14 protein-coding genes are annotated in these 17,766 nt (G+C 71.6%); 1 reads left to right on the top strand and 13 read right to left on the bottom strand.

Annotated features, from left to right (window positions below; translation table 11 throughout):
* Nucleotides 1-142 precede the first annotated feature (142 nt).
* The 3 genes from ACQEVI_RS13490 to ACQEVI_RS13480 form a co-directional block, all read right to left on the bottom strand.
* Nucleotides 143-1,492, bottom strand: a complete 1,350-nt coding sequence (locus tag ACQEVI_RS13490) for a M18 family aminopeptidase (protein WP_432899482.1) — start codon at nt 1,490-1,492, stop codon at nt 143-145.
* 95 nt (nt 1,493-1,587) lie between these two features.
* The gene (locus tag ACQEVI_RS13485; RefSeq protein ID WP_432899480.1) at nt 1,588-3,327 is read right to left on the bottom strand and encodes a hypothetical protein; all 1,740 of its coding nucleotides are present in this window, start codon (nt 3,325-3,327) and stop codon (nt 1,588-1,590) included.
* Nucleotides 3,324-3,908 carry a sigma-70 family RNA polymerase sigma factor gene (locus ACQEVI_RS13480; RefSeq protein ID WP_432899477.1) on the bottom strand — a complete coding sequence of 195 codons (585 nt, stop codon included), beginning with the start codon at nt 3,906-3,908 and terminating at the stop codon, nt 3,324-3,326. The genes ACQEVI_RS13485 and ACQEVI_RS13480 overlap by 4 nt, the downstream gene beginning before the upstream one ends.
* A 169-nt stretch (nt 3,909-4,077) precedes the next feature.
* On the opposite strand from ACQEVI_RS13480, the gene ACQEVI_RS13475 reads away from it, so the two are divergent.
* A complete protein-coding gene (locus ACQEVI_RS13475) occupies nt 4,078-5,361 on the top strand; it encodes an oxygenase MpaB family protein (protein ID WP_432899474.1) in 1,284 nt (427 codons plus the stop codon).
* A gap of 63 nt (nt 5,362-5,424) precedes the next feature.
* Here ACQEVI_RS13475 and ACQEVI_RS13470 read toward each other — a convergent pair whose 3' ends face one another.
* From ACQEVI_RS13470 to ACQEVI_RS13425, 10 genes are all read right to left on the bottom strand, one after another.
* Nucleotides 5,425-6,423 (bottom strand): hypothetical protein, encoded by a 999-nt coding sequence (locus ACQEVI_RS13470; protein ID WP_432899471.1) that lies wholly within the window; start codon nt 6,421-6,423, stop codon nt 5,425-5,427.
* Nucleotides 6,420-6,971 carry a sigma-70 family RNA polymerase sigma factor gene (locus tag ACQEVI_RS13465; protein ID WP_377224406.1) on the bottom strand — a complete coding sequence of 184 codons (552 nt, stop codon included), beginning with the start codon at nt 6,969-6,971 and terminating at the stop codon, nt 6,420-6,422. The genes ACQEVI_RS13470 and ACQEVI_RS13465 overlap by 4 nt, the downstream gene beginning before the upstream one ends.
* A gap of 150 nt (nt 6,972-7,121) precedes the next feature.
* Nucleotides 7,122-8,879, bottom strand: a complete 1,758-nt coding sequence (locus ACQEVI_RS13460) for a hypothetical protein (RefSeq protein WP_432899468.1) — start codon at nt 8,877-8,879, stop codon at nt 7,122-7,124.
* The gene (locus ACQEVI_RS13455) at nt 8,876-9,454 is read right to left on the bottom strand and encodes a sigma-70 family RNA polymerase sigma factor (RefSeq protein ID WP_432899465.1); all 579 of its coding nucleotides are present in this window, start codon (nt 9,452-9,454) and stop codon (nt 8,876-8,878) included. Before ACQEVI_RS13455 ends, ACQEVI_RS13460 begins: the two co-directional genes overlap by 4 nt.
* Before the next feature lie 104 nt (nt 9,455-9,558).
* Complete coding sequence (locus ACQEVI_RS13450) at nt 9,559-11,331, bottom strand: RNA polymerase sigma factor (RefSeq protein ID WP_432899463.1); 1,773 nt, start codon at nt 11,329-11,331, stop codon at nt 9,559-9,561.
* A 100-nt stretch (nt 11,332-11,431) separates the two neighbouring features.
* Complete coding sequence (locus ACQEVI_RS13445; protein ID WP_432905931.1) at nt 11,432-12,523, bottom strand: uroporphyrinogen-III synthase; 1,092 nt, start codon at nt 12,521-12,523, stop codon at nt 11,432-11,434.
* Nucleotides 12,524-12,575: 52 nt separating this feature from the next.
* Nucleotides 12,576-13,355, bottom strand: coding sequence for a uroporphyrinogen-III C-methyltransferase (cobA, locus tag ACQEVI_RS13440; protein ID WP_432899460.1), 780 nt, complete (start codon nt 13,353-13,355; stop codon nt 12,576-12,578).
* A gap of 23 nt (nt 13,356-13,378) precedes the next feature.
* The gene (nirD, locus tag ACQEVI_RS13435; RefSeq protein WP_432899457.1) at nt 13,379-13,819 is read right to left on the bottom strand and encodes a nitrite reductase small subunit NirD; all 441 of its coding nucleotides are present in this window, start codon (nt 13,817-13,819) and stop codon (nt 13,379-13,381) included.
* Nucleotides 13,816-16,425, bottom strand: coding sequence for a nitrite reductase large subunit NirB (nirB, locus tag ACQEVI_RS13430; protein WP_432899455.1), 2,610 nt, complete (start codon nt 16,423-16,425; stop codon nt 13,816-13,818). Before nirB ends, nirD begins: the two co-directional genes overlap by 4 nt.
* A gap of 104 nt (nt 16,426-16,529) precedes the next feature.
* A complete protein-coding gene (locus ACQEVI_RS13425; protein ID WP_432899452.1) occupies nt 16,530-17,735 on the bottom strand; it encodes a Fic family protein in 1,206 nt (401 codons plus the stop codon).
* Between the last annotated feature and the right edge of the window lie 31 nt (nt 17,736-17,766).

Here is a 17,766-nt window from a genome sequence, read left to right as displayed (position 1 = left end):
GTTGGGATCTTTTTTGGACAAACGTCCAACTAGCGCCCGAATTGCGTCAATTGTAGACCGGGACAGAACCAACGAAACATGCATAAGCCCAGGTCACTCCGATTAACCGCCCTAGCGGCCCGTTCCGGGAGGATTCGACGTTTCAGCGTGCGAGAACAGCCTCCATCGCACGGGTCAGGTACCACGGATCGACGACGGCGGTGAGCTCGCGCGCGGAGTGCATCGACAAGATCGCTACCCCGATGTCCACAGTGCGGATGCCCAGACGCGTCGCGGAGATCGGTCCGATGGTCGATCCGCACGGCAGCACGTTGTTGGAGACGAACTCCTGGGTGGGCACCCCCGCCGTCGCGCAGGCCACGCTCCATGCCGCCGCGCCGTGCGCGTCGGTGGCATAACGCTGGTTCGCGTTGATCTTGAGGATCGGGCCGCCGCCCGCCACCGGGCGGTTGGCCGGGTCGTGCCGTTCGGCGTAGTTCGGGTGCACCGCGTGCCCGACGTCGGACGACACGTGCAGCGACGCCGCGAACGCCCGGGCCCGGTCCTCCGCCGTGGCGCCCAGGGCTGCCGAGACACGGTCCAGCACGTCCTCGAGGAACGGGCCCGCGGCGCCGGAGCGCGACTCGCTGCCTATCTCCTCGTGGTCGAACGCCGCGAACACCTGGATCGAGCGTTCTGCATCGCCGGTCGAGCTCGAGACCCGGCCGAGCAGCGCCGTCAGCCCCGCGTGGGTGGAGAGCAGGTTGTCGAGCCGCGCCGACGCGAACAGGACCCCGCCCGCACCGAACGCACGGGCCGGCTGGGTGTCGGCCAGCACCACGTCGTAGCCGCCGATGTCCGCCGGGTCGACGCCGGCGTCCGCAGCGAGCGCCGCGAGGACGTCCGCGCTCTCCGCGTCCCCCAGACCCCAGACGGGCTGTGTGTGGCGCTGCTTGTCGAGCGTGAGGCCGTTGTCGTTGACGCCGCGGTCCAGGTGGATGGCGAGCTGCGGGATGCGCAGCATCGGGCCGGTGCGTACGAGGTGCTCGGTGCCGTCGTGGGTGACGATCCGCCCGGCCAGCTCGAGCTCGCGGTCGAGCCACGAGTTGAGCAGGGGCCCGCCGTACACCTCGACGCCTACCTGCCACCAGCCGCCGGCGCCGTGCGTCGTCGGCTTGGGCTTGAGCTTGAAGCCCGTGGAGTCGGTGTGGGCGCCCACGATGGTGAACGGGGTGGTGGGGCCGGCGCCGTCGGGCACGGTGAAGGCGATGACCGAGCCGTCACGGACCACTACATAGCGTCCGCCGTTGGTCACTCCCCAGGCGGCGTCCTCCGCCAGGCGGGTGAAGCCCGCCGCCTCCGCGCGCCGGGCCACCTCCTGTGCCGCGTGGTAGGACGACGGCGACGCGGCCACGAAGGTGCCGAGGTCCTCGGCGTGGGCGCGGGCTGCGTCCGGGACGGCGGAGGGCTGGACGGGGTCGACGGACCGGGCGGGAGATGTCTGGGCAGTCACCTGGCCATTATGTCGCCCTGCCCGCACGACCCAGACGTGTCAGACGCCTAGGTCACCCGGGTGACCTAGGCGTCTGACATGTGCGGGGGCGTGAGCTACTCGGGTGGGAATGCCCCGACCGCGCCCAAGGCCGTCCAGGTGCCGTCCTCGTCGATGCTCACGATCGATCCCTGGTACCCGAAGACCTCGTTGGCCCGCTGGGTCTCCGCGTCCTGGGCCGTGAGCAGCCCCGCGTCCACGACCTCCTGCCAGGCCTCGTCGGAGTCGGCGAACTCGTCCAGCGCGACCCGGGGCCAGACGACGGTCTCGCGCTCCGGCCCGTCCTCCTCCTGCTCGACCCTGATGCCGCCCGTGGTGCCGCCCAGCAGCGCGGCCAGCGTGCCATACGGCAGCGCGTCGGTCTCGGGAAGCGCGAAGATCACCTCCGGGACGTACGCGGGGTACATCAGCTCCGTCCCGGCTGTGGCCGCCAGGTTGACCAGCTCGCCGTAGTCGCAGGCGAGAGCGGCCTCCAGGATGGCCTGGGCGGTGGCCCCAGCGGCCTCGTTCGGCGAGCTCGGCGGGTTGTTGGCGACGCCGAGCCCGCTTGCCGAGCAGCCTCCGTCTCCACCACTCTCGGCAAATCCACCAGCCGATGGCTCGAGGACCGCCCAGAACCGAGCCACGCCGTCAGGCACACCCTGGTCGTACGGCACCCGGATCTCGAGCAGGTCCACGCTGATACCGAGTGCGCCGAAGGGCAGCACGGTCTCCGTGCCGTCGCAGGCGACCTCACCCGACCTGTACACCTGGCCGGTGAACTGCAGCACCACCTCGAACGGCACGGTGTCTGCCGGGTTCGAGCTCTCGCACTGCGCCGTGACCGACACCGCGGGCGCGGGCATTTGACCCCGTTGCGTCATGGCCGCCGAGACCCAGTCAGTGGTGCGGTCCAGCTCGAACCGGGAGAGCTCTCCGCCCACCGGCTTCGGAGGCTCGATGGTCGACTCGCCGCCCCGGGTCCCGGTGGCGCTGTGCGCGCCGTCGGCGTCGATGTGGACCGCTACCGGCTCGCTCACCACCGTCGCCCACTTCTTCCGCCCGATCTCCGGGAAGGCGACCACCCGCACCTCGTAGTCCCCCTCAGGCAGGGGCGACTCGTAGTCCGGGTTGAAGCCGTTCCCTACCGGCAAGCAGGTCGACGCCGCAGAGCCACGGGCCTCGTGGATGCCCTCCGGGTCGGAACCGATCAGTGGCAGCTCCCCGGGTCCACCCTCAGGACCGAACACGTCGGGCCCCAGGTCCACGACGCTGCCGCCCTGGCTCCACACCAGTGCGGGCCCGGAGTTGAGCTCGCCCTCCGGTCCCTCCTGGACCGTCGCCGCCATGCCCCACGACGTCGAAGGTCTGCCCTCATACGCTGCCGTCCGGGCGTAGATGTCGCCGGCCGGCGCCACCGACCAGCCCGGCGCCGTGGACTCCAGGTCGGCCACCGGCATGCCGCACTTCAGATAGGACCGCTTCTCGAGCCACAACGGTTGGTGGCCGGCCTTTACCCGAAAGCTGGGCGAGGGTGCGGCCGGCAGCGTGTCTGACCGGTCCGGTGGCGCGAGCTGCGTCGCCCCCAGGGCCAGCACGGCGACGAGTGCGAGCGCGCCCCCGCCGAGCCCGCCCAGCTTCGCGGTCCGGCGCCGGCGCACCCGCCTGCTGATGGCCGTCATCGTCGCCGCGGGACCGGTGGGCGACTCGGCGTCCACCCCACCGGCCATGGCGCCGAGCGTGTCAGCCAGAAGTCCGGTCTCGGCAGGGTCTACCCACCCGTGGTCCGGGTCCCGGGCGTTGTCGTGCTGGTTCATCGGGGCTCTCCTTCCGTCACGGCCACCCCGGCCGGTTCGAGCACGTCACGCAGGGTGTGCAGTGCGTCATGCAGGTAGCGCTTGACGGTCCCTGGTGCGATCCCGAGCGCGTCCGCCACCTGTTCGATGGTCATGTCCTCCAGGTAGCGCAGCACCACACAGGCCCGATGCCTTGGCCCGAGCCGGGCGAGCGCGTGCACCACGTCCGCCCGGGCGGTGATGCCCGAGTCCGGGAACCGCACCCGGTCGTCCGTCGCGACCCTCGGCACGATCTCGGCCCAGCGCTTCGTGCGGCGCCATCCGTCCAGGTACAGGTTCAAGATGGTGCGGCGCACATAGGCCTCCGCGAACTCCACGGAGGTGTGCCCGTCGTCGGTCCCGTCCAGCGGGACCGTGCGCATGCCCAAGGCCGCCGGACGACGTCGCCCGCCCGGCCGCATCAGGCGCGAGCAGTACTTGACGAGCGACTCCTGCACCAGGTCCTCGGCCTGCCGAACGTCGCCACAGAGCGTGTACGCGTAGCCGACCAGAGCACTACCGCGCTGCGCGGCGAGCGTCTCCAGGTCTTCGTGCCAGCCCATAACCGGCTCCTTCCAGCCAACTTGAACGTACCGACGAACCACCCCGCCAAAAGGTTGTACGGGTTGCAGGTCTGATCGTTGCGCCCAGACCGGGCGTACGGGCGCAACGATCGCGCACACAACCAAGGACCTGTGTTCGGGAGGACGGCGCACGGGTCAGGATGGGGGCATGGCCGATGCGGTGGACAGCCCTGTGGATAACCCGGTGGACAACGCCGGGGCCTCTTCCGGTTCGGCCGCCGGGTCGCCGTACCCCGCACGGTTCCGCGCCGCCGAGGCGCGTGGAGCCCGGATCGGGCGCCCGCTGCGCTGGTTCGGGGGTGTGCGCGGCGTCGACGAGGCACTCCTGGACCGGATCGGCCGGGCCTTCTTCGAGCAGGACGACGCCGGGGCTGAGCTCGCCGCGGCGATGCGGCTCCCCGCGGGTACTCCCGGACGCGTGACCCACCGGCAGCTCCGGGAGGCGCTGGCGGACGACGCTGCAGGTGCCGAGGTCGGCACTCCCACAGCCCTGCGCCGGCTCCTCGACGAGGTCACCACCGTGCCCGACTGGGTCGACTGGGACCTGATCGAGGAGGGCGCAGCCGTACAGCGGCGGCTCGGGCAGAACTCGTCCGACGTGTTGCTCCAGCTCTCCCTCGTCGGCGGGTACCGGTTCGGTGGCCCCACCGACCTGCTCGCGGCGACCGGCGCACTGACCGGCGGGGCGCTGCGCCGGCTTGAGGAGACGCAGGAGTGGGCGATCGGCCTGTCCGAACCCGGAGCGCTGCGGCCGTACGCCCCCGCCTGGCGGGCCACCGTGCACGTCCGCGTCATGCACGCTCTGGTGAACGCGTCATTCGCGGAGCCGGACCGGCAGGACCGGCGAGACCGCTGGGACACCGCGCGCTGGGGCCTGCCGATCAACCAGGCGGACCAGGCGGCGACGCTCGGGCTGTTCGACGGCACCCTGATCCTCGGGTGCCGGACGCTCGGGGTCCGCATCCCGCCGTCGGACAGCCGGGCACTGATGCACCTGTGGCGGTGGGTGGGGCACCTGCTGGGCGTGCACCCGGACTTCCTGGTCGACGACGAGCGGGAGCGGCACCGCCTCAACCACCACGTGCTCCTCGCTCAGGCGGGGATCTCCGAGGCGGGGCCGCGCCTCGCCCGGGCGGTGGTGGCCGCGCAGGCCGAGCGGACGTACCGCGGGCCGTCCTGGTGGCAGCCGTTCCGGGCGGGGTTCGAGCGGGAACGGCTGCTGTCGATGCTGACGGCGTTCCTCGGCGTGCGCAGCATGCGCGAGCTCGGCCTGCCGCTGCGTCCGCCGTGGGCGCACGCGTACGTCCTGCCGCTCAACACGTGGCGGTACCGCGTGCTGGGCCGCACCCGCCGGGGCAGGGAACGTCTCGACCGCTGGGGCCGCCGCCGGAGCGAAGCGATATTGGCGAGCTACCAGCCGGATCGCCCCTGACGAGTCAGACGCCCAGGCCGCTCGGGCGACCTGGGCGTCTGACTCATGGGATCTAGGGAGGGGTCAGGGAATCGTCACGGTGACCGGTTCGCTGAAGAGCAGCTCCCTCTTGCCGTCGCCGACCGTGTGCACCTGCGCCGCCCGCACCTGGTACGTCCCGGCCGCGCGGACGTTGTCGTAGCCGTGCAGACCCTCCTCCCGGTCCGCCTCGATACAGGAGCTGTAGGAGTTCGCCTCCGCCACGCCGGTCCACGCCCCTGTCTCGTTGAGCGCCGGCGGGATCTCGTAGTTGGCCTCTCGCCAGTACTCGCCCAGGTCGACCACACGCCCACCCTGCGACCAGATCAGGATCGCCCCGTTCCCGATGCCTTCGGAGCCTTCAGGCCAGTTGTAGCCCGGCATCTCCCCAGTGAGCCGAACCGGGATGGATCCTCCCTCCCCGCGCGCATAGGTCAGGTCCCCGGTGATCTCGATCGACACCGACGGGCTCGTCGACACAAGGTCCGTGTCCGGCATACCGCACCACGTGGGGTCATCGTCGACGCCCCAGGGCCGGTACCCGTCGTCGAACGGCGCAGTGATCACGTCGGCCGGATCCGTCTTCACCGACGACGCGCTCGGCTCCGGGTCCGGGTCGACGTCCGCGCCTCCCGACGGCGTCGCCTCGGGCGTGCTGGACGGCGACGACGACGGCGACGGGCTCGCGGACGCCGACGGGCTCGGCGACATGCGCGACGTCGGGATCTCCGACGGCACGGGGCCCCTCTCGGTGCTCTCGATGGTGGGCCGGCCGGGCAGCGGCTCCGACCGGGTCCAGGTCGAGGCCTGCGCGGTGCTGAAGGCGAGCGCCCCCACCACGACGGCGCCGGTCAGCCCTACCGCCCCTGCCTTGGCGATACGCCAGGTGCGCACCCGGCGGCGCAGGAGGCCGAGGTTCTCCTCCGGTGTACTGGGCACGCCGGCGGGGGTGGCCCCGTCGACCAGCGCGCCGATGGTCTGCTTCAGGACGTCGCGGCCGTGGCCGAGGTCGGCGTCGAACCCAAGATCGTCGTGCCCGCTCATGTGAGCTCTCCTTCCGGTACCAGCACCCCACGCAGCGCGTGGATCCCGTCGGCCAGGTATCGCTTGATGGTGCCCTGCGAGATGCCGAGGGTCGTGGCGATCTGGGGCACGGTCAGGTCGTCGTAGAAGCGGAGCACCACGCACGCACGCTGGCGCGGGGTCAGGCCCCGCAACGCTGCCGTCACGTCCGCGCGGGCAGTGATGTCCGACGCCGGTGCCTTGATCTGGTCCGGCACCGCCAGCTTGGGCTCGGCCTTGCGCCACAGCGCGAACCGGCGGCTCTCGTCGACATAGAGGTTGAGCATCGTCCGGCGCACGTAGGCCTCGATGCCCGCGTGGCTCCCGCCGTCGTTCAGGGGAAACTCCGTGCGACCGGACGTGCCCGCGGCCTCGGGGCGGCGGAACCGCCGGAAGACGCGCACCAGGGCGTCCTGGACCAGGTCCTCTGCCCGCCGCACGTCACCCGTCAGCGCGTACCCGTATCCCACGAGGGCGCGCCCTCTGCTCGTGACGAGGTCCGTGAGCTCGTCGTCCCAGCGGGTGCTCATGATGCCCCCGCCCTCTGTCCAAACGCCTCACCGGTCATGTGTTCGTCCCATCTCGCCGCGACGGGCCCTGTGCCCCGCTCACACACTGATACGAGCGGGGCACAGAAAGCGTTGGGACACGAACCCAGCCGTCCGGATCGGACGTTCACATCATGGCGTGGCGGAGTAGTACCTCCAGGCACCGGACTCGTCGATGGCGATCCGCATCCCGGTGTAGCCGAACGTCTCGTCGGCCCGCTGGGCATCCGCCTCCTCCTGGGTGAGCAGGCCCGCGGTCACCACCTCCTGCCACGCCTCGTCGGAGTCGCGGAACTCCTCGGCGACGACCCGGGGCCACACCACGGTCCGGTTTCCGGCGTCCCCGCCGGCGAATGCGCCCCCGGTCCCGGCCAGCAGCTCGACCAGGGTCCGGTAGTGCTGCGCGTCGCCCTCCGGCAACGCGAAGACGTCCTCGGCGGGTTCGGCGGGAATGAGCAGCTCCGTGGGGTACTGCGTCGCCAGCTGGACCATCCGGTCGGAGTCGCAGTCCAGGGCCGCCACCACGATGGCGGCCGCGGTCGCGCTCGCGCCCTCGCTCGGTGAACGGCTCGGGTCGTACTCCTCGGTCAGGTCGCCGGCTGAGCACTCGGCTCCGGGATCACCCCCGTCACCACCGCTCGGGGCCAGGACGGCCTCGAACCGCGCGACGCCGTCGGGCACATCGCCCAGCCGGAGGTCGAGGACCTCGCCGCCGACGTCCGGCACCTCGATGGTGGTGACGTGCTGGGTGGCGTCGCACTGGACGGAGCCGGAGCCGACCACGTCCTGGCTCGACGGCACCACCACCTCGAACGGCACCGCGTCTCCGGCGCTCACGCTCTCGCACTGAGCGGTGACCCGCGTGGGTTCGGTAGTGCTGTAGTTGCTCTGCTCCTGCTGCGCCAGGACCCAGTTGGTGGTGCGGTCGAGCACGAACCGGGTCAGCTCGTTCTCGTCGGGCGCCAGGGGCTCGATCGTCGCCGCGCCGCCACGTGTCCCGGTCGCGCTGTGCGCGCCGGTGGCGTCGAGCTGGACCGCTACCGGCTCGCTCACCGTCATCGCCCACTGGCCCGAGGCCACCTCCGGGAAGGCGACGACCTGCACCTGGTAGTCGCCGTCCGGGAGCGACGTCTCGAAGATGTCGCGGTTCTCGCTCTCGGTCGGTATGCACGTCGACGCCACACGGACCTGGGCCTCGACGGCTCCGTCCCCGGAGGCGAGCAGCGGCTCGACCTGCGCGCCCGGCGCGCCGAAGACGTTCACCCCCAGGTCCACCACCACGCCGTCCTGGCTCCACACGACGGTCGGAGCCACGTCGAGCGACCCGTTCCCTCGCTGGACGGTCGCCGCCATGCTCCAGGTCGGTGACGAGACGCCCCCGTAGTTCGAGACCTTGGCGTACATGTCGCCGGCCGCTGCCACGGACCAGCCCGCAGCCGTCGTCGTCAGATCAGACACTGGCATACCGCACTCCAGACCGAGCCCGAGATCCGCGAGCCACGAGGGCGTGTAGCCGAACTCGATGTCGTCCTGGGCGGACGACCGGCCAGGGCTGGGCTCCGGCGCCGGGGTCGCGGAGTCCCGCGCGGAGCCGTCCGGGCCAGGCGTCATGAAAGCGCCCTGGGACTCGCCCGGAAGCACCGGTTCATCGCTCCGCAGCAGCGGCGTCTGGGTAGCGCCGAAGGCGATCCCGCCCACCAACACGAGGCTGACGCCGGCGAGGCTGCCGATCTTGGCGGCGCGACGGCGCCGCACGCGGTCACGCACCACTCCGAATGAGACGTGCAGGTCGTCCACCTCCCCACCGGGAATCTTGTCGGCGGCGTCACGGAGCGCGCCGCTCAGGAAGTCGTTGTCTTCGTTCCAGCTGTCGTCACGGTCGATGTTCATCGGGCAGCCCTCCCTTCGGCGGGTCGGAAGTCGTCGGGGCGCAGGTACTCCTGCATGTTCTTGGTGGCATCAGACAGGTACCGCTTGACAGTTCCCTGGGCGGTGCCCAGGGCGTCCGCGATCTGCGGCACCGTCATGTCCTCGAAGTAGCGGAGCACCACGCAGGCCCGTTCGCGGGCGCCGAGGCGCGCGAGCGCCGCCATCACGTCGATGCGCGCCGAGGCTGCCTGGTCGGCACCGCGGGTGCTGAGGTCGTCGGCCAGGAGGTGCTTGATCCCCGACCAGCGCTGCCGCTTGCGGTAGCCGTCCAGGTAGATGGTGAGCACCGCCCGTCGCACGTAGCCCTCGGCGTTCGTGAACGGGGAGTCGAGGTCGTGCGCCTGGCTGCCCTGGGGCACGCCCACGGCCCCGGAGACAGCGGGCGTGCCGCGCAGCCGCGAGTAGACCTTGACCAGCGCGTCCTGGACCAGGTCCTCGGCAAGCGCGCGGTCACCCGAGAGCATGTAGGCGTAGCGGACGAGCGCGCTGCCGCGCGCTCGCATGAGCTCATCGAGCTCGTTCTCCCACACCGCCATGGCCCCCACCCCCCAGGTGCGTATGTGCCGTCATCGTCTCCACACCCACCATGACGCGCCACGCGAGGGTTTCGTTGGTCAGCGGTTCCGCCGCCTACGCAGGGTCACTCCTGGACGGTATGGCTGCCGACGCTCGTGGACATGAACTGCCGCTCGCCACCCGAGCCGGGGTCGAGCTCCGTGAGGGCGTACACCTCGTAGTCCCCGTCCGGCATCCCGGCGTCCGGGTCCGTGAGACAGGTCCGGCCCGGCTCGGTGATCGGTACGACGGCGGACCACTCGCCGTTGGCGTCCACCTGAAAGCGCTCCACCGGATCGGACCACACGTCGCTGCCGACCCCGACCACGCGCCCGTCGCTGAGCCATACCAGGGTGAACGGCGTACGGGTCGTGTCGATGGACTCCCCCTCGGTCTCGGTGAGCCGGAGAGTCACTTCGGCGTCGGAGGGATCGATGTTCAGGTCCAGGCCCGACAGCACCCCGCGCGTCCAGGAGCCGCCCGGGATATCGGACGCATGGACGCCGCAAGCCAGGCTCGTGCCCTCGAGCCACGGCGGCTGGTAGCCGTCGCGGATCTCGACGTCCAACGGTGCCTCTTCCCGCACCTCGACGGCTGGAACCTCCATGGTGACGGGATCGCTGACAGCCACGCCGCTGGTGCCGTCGAGGTCACTCCACGGCAGCACGACGTACACGTCGTACGTGCCGGCCGGGCGCGCGTCCAGGTACTCCTCCCACGGGGTCACACCGTCCGTCGTCCACGCACCGCACGCGGTGGTGCCGTCCGCCTCGGCGACACGGTCCAGGGACGCGCGGTCACCGGGCAGTCCGTACCCACCCTCGTTCCAGCCTCTGCCGATGTCGGTCACCAGGCCGTTCTGTGCGAAGACGAGCTGAGGGTCACCACCGTCGAGATCCGGACCTTCGGCGTCGAGTCGAGAGATCCTGATGGGCGCCGACAGATGGTCGTCCGGGTGCCCGCTGCCGTCTTCCACACCTTCCACGAGCTCGATGTCGCCGGTGAGCTCCAGGCGCACGGCGTCCGACGTCGACGTCAGGTCGGTCACCTCCATACCGCAGTGGAACTGCTCCCCCCGTGTCTGCCAGCCGGTGGGTACCCAGCCGGCGACCGGCGCGCCCGACACCCCGGGGCTCGGGGTGGCCGGCGGCACCGGCTCCGACAGGAGACGGTCGGGGCCCCACAGCGCGGCGACGGCCAGCAGACCCGCGATCACCAGCGTGGCCCCACCGAGGGCGCCGACCTTCGCGGCCCGACGGCGGCGGACCGAACCCGACACGGCGCCGAGCCGGTCCTCGAACGCGGTCTCCATCTCCGGCACGTTCATCTCCGCGAGCGACGCGCGCAGCAGCTCCATCGCGTTGGACAGGTGCCGCTTGATCGTGCCAGGGCTCGTCCCGAGCGTCTGCGCGATCTGGGGCACCGTCATGTCCTCGAAGAACCGCAGCACCACCGACTCGCGCTGGCGCGGGGACAGGCGCGCGAGCGCCACACCGACGTCGACCCGTACGGTCGCGGCGCGCTCCGCCGCGGGTGCGAAGGCGTCGTCGGCGAGCAGGTGCTTGATGCCCGTCCAGCTGCTCTGGCGCCGGTAGCCGTCCAGGTAGATGGTCAGGATCGCCCGGCGGACGTACGCCTCCGCGTTGGTCAGCCGGGGCTCGTCCTGGTCCAGTCGCATACTCTTGCCGCCGTCGCCGCTCTCGGCCGGACGCCGCAGGCGCGAGAACACCTTGACCAGCGCGTCCTGCACCAGGTCCTCGGCCCGCGGCAGGTCGCGCGTCAACGTGTACGCGTAACCGACCAGTGCGCGGCTGCGCCGCGCCATGAGCTCCTCGAGCTCTGTCTCCCACTGCGCCATGTCAGACGCCCCCTCTCCCTCTTCATGCTCCCTGACGGGTGGGGAGAGGCGAACGATGATGCCGAGGACGAGAAATCTCGTCGGGCATTGCAGGGGAAGGTCAGGCCAGCTCGATGCGGTAGCCGCGCTTGACCACCGTGCGGATGAGGTCGCGGCGGCCCGCCGCCTCCCGGAGGCGCGCTATCGCGACCTCGGCGGCGTGCGTGTCCTGCGAGTCACCCGGTAGCGCGGCGAGCACCTGCTCGCGAGGCACGACGTCGCCCTCGGCCGCGGCGAGCAGTCGGAGCACCGCCACGCCCGTCGGGGACAGGGGCAGCACCTTTCCGTCCAGCACCGCGACGCGTGCCCGGATCACCAGCGATCCGGCGACCGTGTTCAGCGCCACGGAGTCGATGTGCTCGTAGTGCCCGACCAGCGCGCGGACGAGCGCCCCGAGCCGCCCGCGCTCAGGCTGCAAGGGCACGATCCCCCGGTGTTCCAGCGGCTGCGCCGTGATCGGTCCGACGGCGGCCGCCACGGTCCCGCCGTCGACGAACCGGGCGCGTACGCGATCGAGCAGCCGCTCCTCCTCGACGGTCCGGAGCCAGGCCTCTGCGCCGGGGGCGGAGGTGAAGACGACGGCGTCGATCTCGCCGTCGGCCAGCGCGTGCACCGAGGCGCGCAGCGCCGCCGGGTCGGGCGCCGGTCCCCATCGGTAGACCACGAGGCTGGCGACCTGCGCGCCCGCCTTCTCGAACACCTCGTCCAGGCCGTCGGCGCCCGCGCCGTGGTGCTGGATCGCGATGCGCAGACCGTGCACACCCTCGCTGAGCAGCACCTCCGCCACCTCGGCGGACGTCTCTGACTCGGCGACCCAGTCCGCCTGCAGGCCGGCGGCCTGGATGGCGCCGCGGGCCTTGGGGCCGCGCGCGACGATCCGGGTCCGGGCGAGCAGCGCGAGCAGCGGCTCCGCGAGACCGTGTGCGTCGGCGGCCTCGGTCCAGGCACGGAAACCGATCCCGGTGGTGACCACCAGGACGTCCGGCGGGGCGTCGAGGATCGCCCGGGTCGCCGCGATCAGGGTCTCGTCGTCGACGTGCGGGATCATGCTCAGCGCCGGCGCGTGCCGGATCGTGGCGCCGCGCCGCTCCAGCGCCGCCGCGAGCTCGGCGGCCCGGCGTTCGGCGGTGACGAGCACCGTCGCGCCGGCCATGACCTGGCCCAGCGTCGGGTGGGTCGCCTGGGCGTGCGCAGGCGCTACGACATCAGACACCGGCACCTGCCAGACGTCGCTCACTCGTACCCTCCAGGAGACCTTCTGCTGCCACGAGGCCTATGACGACGACCGCGGGTGACCGCACCCCGCGAACCGCTGCCACACCGGCCGCCTCGTCGAGACGCGCCCGGGTGACACGCTGCTCCGCGGTGGAACCGTTCTCCACGATCGCCACCGGGGTTGCGGGATCTGCGCCTGCGGCCAGGGACTGCGCCACTATCGCGCCGAGGGACCGCACCCCCATCAGTACGACAAGGGTAGCGGTGGCATCCCGCACGCAGGCCATGGCCGCGGCGTCGAGCGGTCCGGACTTCTCGGACGACCCGTCGGTCCCGGCGGCGCAGTGGCCGGAGACCACGTGAAAGCCCGTGGTGACGCCACGGTGCGTGAGCGGGATACCGGCCAGGCCGGGCACGGCGACGGCGGACGTCACGCCGGGCACCACCTCGACCGGCACGCCGGCGGCCACGCACGCGATGACCTCCTCGCCGCCGCGCCCCAGCACGAACGGGTCGCCGCCCTTGAGGCGCACCACGTGTGCGCCCGCCAGCGCATGCTCCACGAGGATCTCGTTGATGCGTTCCTGCGGCACGGGGTGCCGGCCGGGCTCCTTGCCGACGTCGACCACGCGGACGTGCGGCGGGAGCTCGGCGAGGATCTCGACGGGGCCCAGCCGGTCCGCGACGACGACGTCCGCCGCCTGCAGCGCACGCCACGCCCGCAGGGTCAGGAGATCCACGGCCCCGGGCCCGCCCCCGACGAGCGTCACCCGGCCCCTCGTCGAAGCGGCTGTCACGGGAGGCCCACGTGGACCACGCCGTCGCGGACCTCTACCGGGTAGGTCGTGAGGTCCGGCGACAGGTCTCCCTGGGGAGTCTTGTCCGCCGCGACCAGGCACTCGCCGGTGACCAGGGAGAACACCTGCTTGTAGACCGGGGCGGCCACGGTGGGCACGCCGGCCCGCGTACCGACGATCCCGCGCGACATCACGTGCGCCGCGGAGAACGGGTCGAGGTTCTGGACGGCGTACACCCGCCCGCCCTGCACCGGGTCCGCCGGATCCTCCGCGAGGCGGAAGAGCGCCACCTGCACGTCGCCGAAGAGCGCTGCCGCGCCGCGCTCGGGAAAGAGGTCGGTGAGCAGGCAGGCCCGCTCCCACCGGGCGACCGCCGAGCTGTCAGACTCCCAGGTCACCCCAGTGACCTGTACTTCTGACACGTCGTTGACGCTCATGCTCGTACCTCCAGCTTCGGGCCCGCGATGACGACGCCGGACGCGCGCTCCTCCGCCGTCGCGGGGCGGCGCTGGCCGCGCTCGGTGACGTAGGCGAGCGACGGGTCGGCGTCCTTGGGGGCGTTGACGAACGACGAGAACCGGCGCAGCTTCTCCGGGTCCTCGAGCACGGCCTTCCACTCGTCCTCGTAGTTCTCGACGTGGCGGGCCATGGCGGAGTCCAGATCGGCGCAGATGCCCAGCGAGTCCTCCATGATGACCTCGCGGACACCCTCCAGGCCGCCCTCGACCTCCTCGATCCACGGCGCGGTGCGCTGCAGCCGGTCGGCCGTGCGGACGTAGTACATGAGGAAGCGGTCGATGGTGCGCAGGAGCTCCTCGGACGTCAGGTCCTCGGCGAGCAGCTTGGCGTGCCGCGGCGTCTGACCGCCGTTGCCGCCCACATAGATGTTCCAGCCCTTGTCGGTGGCGATGACGCCCACGTCCTTGCCGCGCGCCTCGGCGCACTCGCGGGCACAGCCGGAGACGCCCATCTTGAGCTTGTGCGGCGAGCGCAGGCCGCGGTAACGCAGCTCCAGCTCGACGGCCATGCCCACCGAGTCCTGGACGCCGTAGCGGCACCACGTCGACCCGACGCACGACTTCACCGTGCGCAGCGACTTGCCGTACGCGTGCCCGGACTCGAAGCCGGCGTCCACGAGGCGGCGCCAGATGTCCGGCAGTTGCTCGACGCGGGCGCCGAACATGTCGATGCGCTGGCCACCAGTGATCTTCGTGTACAGCCCGAAGTCCTTGGCGACCTGGCCCACCGTGATGAGGCCCTCGGGGGTCACCTCACCGCCGGGCATCCGCGGGACCACCGAGTACGTGCCGTCCTTCTGCAGGTTGGCGAGCATGTGGTCGTTGGTGTCCTGCAGCGTCGACTGCTCGCCCGCCAGGATGTGGCCGTTGCCCAGGCTCGCCAGGATCGAAGCGACGACGGGCTTGCAGATGTCGCAGCCGCGGCCGGCCCCGGTGGCCGAGCCTGCCGAGACCCCGAACCGGGCCACGATGTCGCTGAACGAGTGCAGGTCGGCGACCCGGACGGCGTCGAACAGCTGGGCGCGGGACAGGTCGAAGTGCTCGCACAGCGCGGTGCTGACCTCGATGCCCGCGCGCTCCAGCTCGGTGTCGACGAGCTTCTTCACCAGCGGCAGGCACGCGCCGCAGGTGGTGCCGGCGCGGGTGCAGGCCTTCACGCCCGGGACGTCGGTGCACTGGTGCTCGGTGACGGCGCCGCGGATCGCGCCCGCCGAGACGTTGTTGCAGGAGCAGACGTTCGCCTCGTCCGACAGCTCGAGGTTCGGAGCGCCGCCGCCCTCGGGGAGGAGGAACGCGCTCGGGTCGTTTCCGGGCAGCTCGGCGCCGAGCATCGGGCGCAGGCTGGCGTACGGTCCGGCGTCGCCCACGAAGACGCCGCCCAGGAGGGTGCGGGCGTCGTCGGACAGGACGAGCTTCTTGTAGACGCCGGCCACGGGGTCGGCCCAGACCACTTCGACGGCGTCCTCGGTGCGGGCGTGCGCGTCACCGAAGGACGCGACGTCGACGCCCGAGAGCTTGAGCTTGGTCGCGGTGTCCGCGCCGGGGAACTCGGCGAGCCCGCCGAGCAGCCGGTCCACGACGACCTCGGCCATCGTGTTGCCGGGCGCCACCAGGCCGATGCAGCGACCCTCGATGCAGGCCACCTCGCCCACGGCCCAGATGTGCGGGTCCTCGGTACGGCACGACAGATCGACGACGGCGCCGCCACGCTCGCCGACCGGCAGCCCCGCCGCGCGGGCGAGCTCGTCCCGGGGGCGGACGCCGGTGGCGACCACCACGACGTCGACGTCGAGCCGGCCGCCGTCGGCGAAGTCCAGCCGGCCCACGTGGCCGGTGCGGCGGTGCGGCTTCATCTGGCTGGTCGCGGTCTCGGCGCGGACGCCGATGCCCTTGCCGTTGATGAGGCGCTTGAGCGCCTGGCCGCCGCCGAGGTCGACCTGCACACCCATCAGGTGGGTGCCGAACTCGATGACGGTGGCCTGCGCGTCCAGCGCGGTGAGCGCGCCGGCGGCCTCCAGGCCGAGCAGGCCGCCGCCGATCACGGCGCCGCGGACCGGCTTGCCCTCGGGGTAGCTCTCGCGCTTCTGCTCCACCCAGCCGCGCAGGGCAGCGACGTCGTCGATGGTGCGGTACACGAAGACGCCCGGCAGGTCGTTGCCCGGGATGGGCGGCATCGCGGCGCTGGAGCCGGTGGCGAGAACCAGCTCGTCGTACGCGTGGACGTTGCCGAGGCGGTCGGTGACCGTCCTGGCCTCGCGGTCGATGGAGTCGATCTTGCGGTCGGTGTGCAGGGTGACGAGCGGGTCCGCCCACAGGGCCGGGTCGCCCAGGGCCACGCCCTCGGCGCCGTCCTCGAACCAGCGGGTCAGACCCACCCGGTCGTAGGGCACGCGGGGCTCTTCCGCGAAGACGGTGACGTGGTAGCGACCGGCGTCGTCCCGGGCGCGCAGGGCCTCGACGAGCCGCTGCGCGACCATGCCGCCGCCGATCACGACGAGGTGCTGAGTATTGCCCGAGTTGACCATGCTTTGACCGTAGAGTGCTGGTTTTTCGCGCTGGTGCGCCGGTCGTTACCCGGGCCGAACATCTTCCTCACAGGGCCGGGAGTGGGCCGGTGAGTGCGTTCGGGTCAGGCGCGGATCAGGCTCTGCGCGAAGTGGTCCAGGACTCCGAGGATGCCCGGGTGCTGCCAGACCCGGTTACGGCGCAGGCCGGTTCGCTCCTCCAGCACGCCGGCGTCGGCCAGCTGACCGAGCGCATTCTGCGCGCTCTGGGCCCCCATACCTACCTGCGCAGACAGATAGCTCGCGTTGAGCACCGGGTGAGAGAGCAGGTGTGGAAGCACCTTCCACGCCGAGGCTTGCGGACGAAGCCCGGACATCTGGTCACGGGACTGCTCGAGCTGTGCCGCAAGGTCGTCGATCAGGCGCGCCCCTGCGGTCGCGGCGAACCGCGAAGCAGCGGAGAACTGCTCGACGATCGGCCGTGCGTCCCCGTCGCGGTAGGCCGTGAGCGCTTGGAAGTACCGATCGGTGTCCTTCAGCAGACCCGCCGACACGGGCGCCGTCGTGCTCGTCACCAGCCGCTTGGCGCGCAACATCGCGTGCACGAGCGCGCGGCCTGTCCTGCCGTTCCCGTCGGAGAACGGGTGGATGTTCTCGAACTGGGCGTGCGCCACGGCAGCCTGAACGACGACAGGAAGGTCATCCCTGCGCACGAAGGCCATCAGGTCCTCCATCGCCCCCGGCACGAGCGCTGCCTGCGGCGCCACGTGGGACGCTCCGCGGGGACTCACGGAACTCGTCCCGATCCACACCAGCTGGTCGCGCCACTGGCCGGCGTGCTCCTCCCAGCCTCGCTGGCCTGACAACAGCGCCCGGTGCATCTCCAGCACGGCGGCGATGTCGAGGCTGTCCGCCAGGTCGAGCGCCGCCTCCATGGCGCGGACGTTCGCGACCACGGTCCGTGCGTTGTCCGACGTCGGCTGGTCGATCTCGGCCAGCGCGAGCTGCCGTGCGCCCACTGTCAGGTCCTCGATCTGCGAGGACGACGTGGACTCGGTCCGAAGCAGGATGGAGCTCATCGGCCCGAGAGACGGGCTCGACTCCCCGAGGACCGCGCGGGCGTAGTCGTCGAACCTGCTCAGCGCGGCAGCAGCTTCCTCCGTGTCGGCCGCGAGGTCAGCGGCGACGTCGGGCGCCCAGTCCGCGATCTGAGGCGGGACCGTCGAGCGATACGGTCCGGAAGCCTCCGCCATCCGCGCACGGCTCGTCATGCCGTCGGACTCGGCCACCCAGTATTCGTCCTCGTGCTGGAACACAGGAACTTGGAGCATGCACCCCACGCTAATCCAAGTTTCGGCGAAA

The organism is Promicromonospora sp. CA-289599 (assembly GCF_050936155.1).
Taxonomy (GTDB): Bacteria; Actinomycetota; Actinomycetes; order Actinomycetales; family Cellulomonadaceae; genus Promicromonospora.
This window is presented reverse-complemented; position numbering and strand designations above follow the sequence as displayed.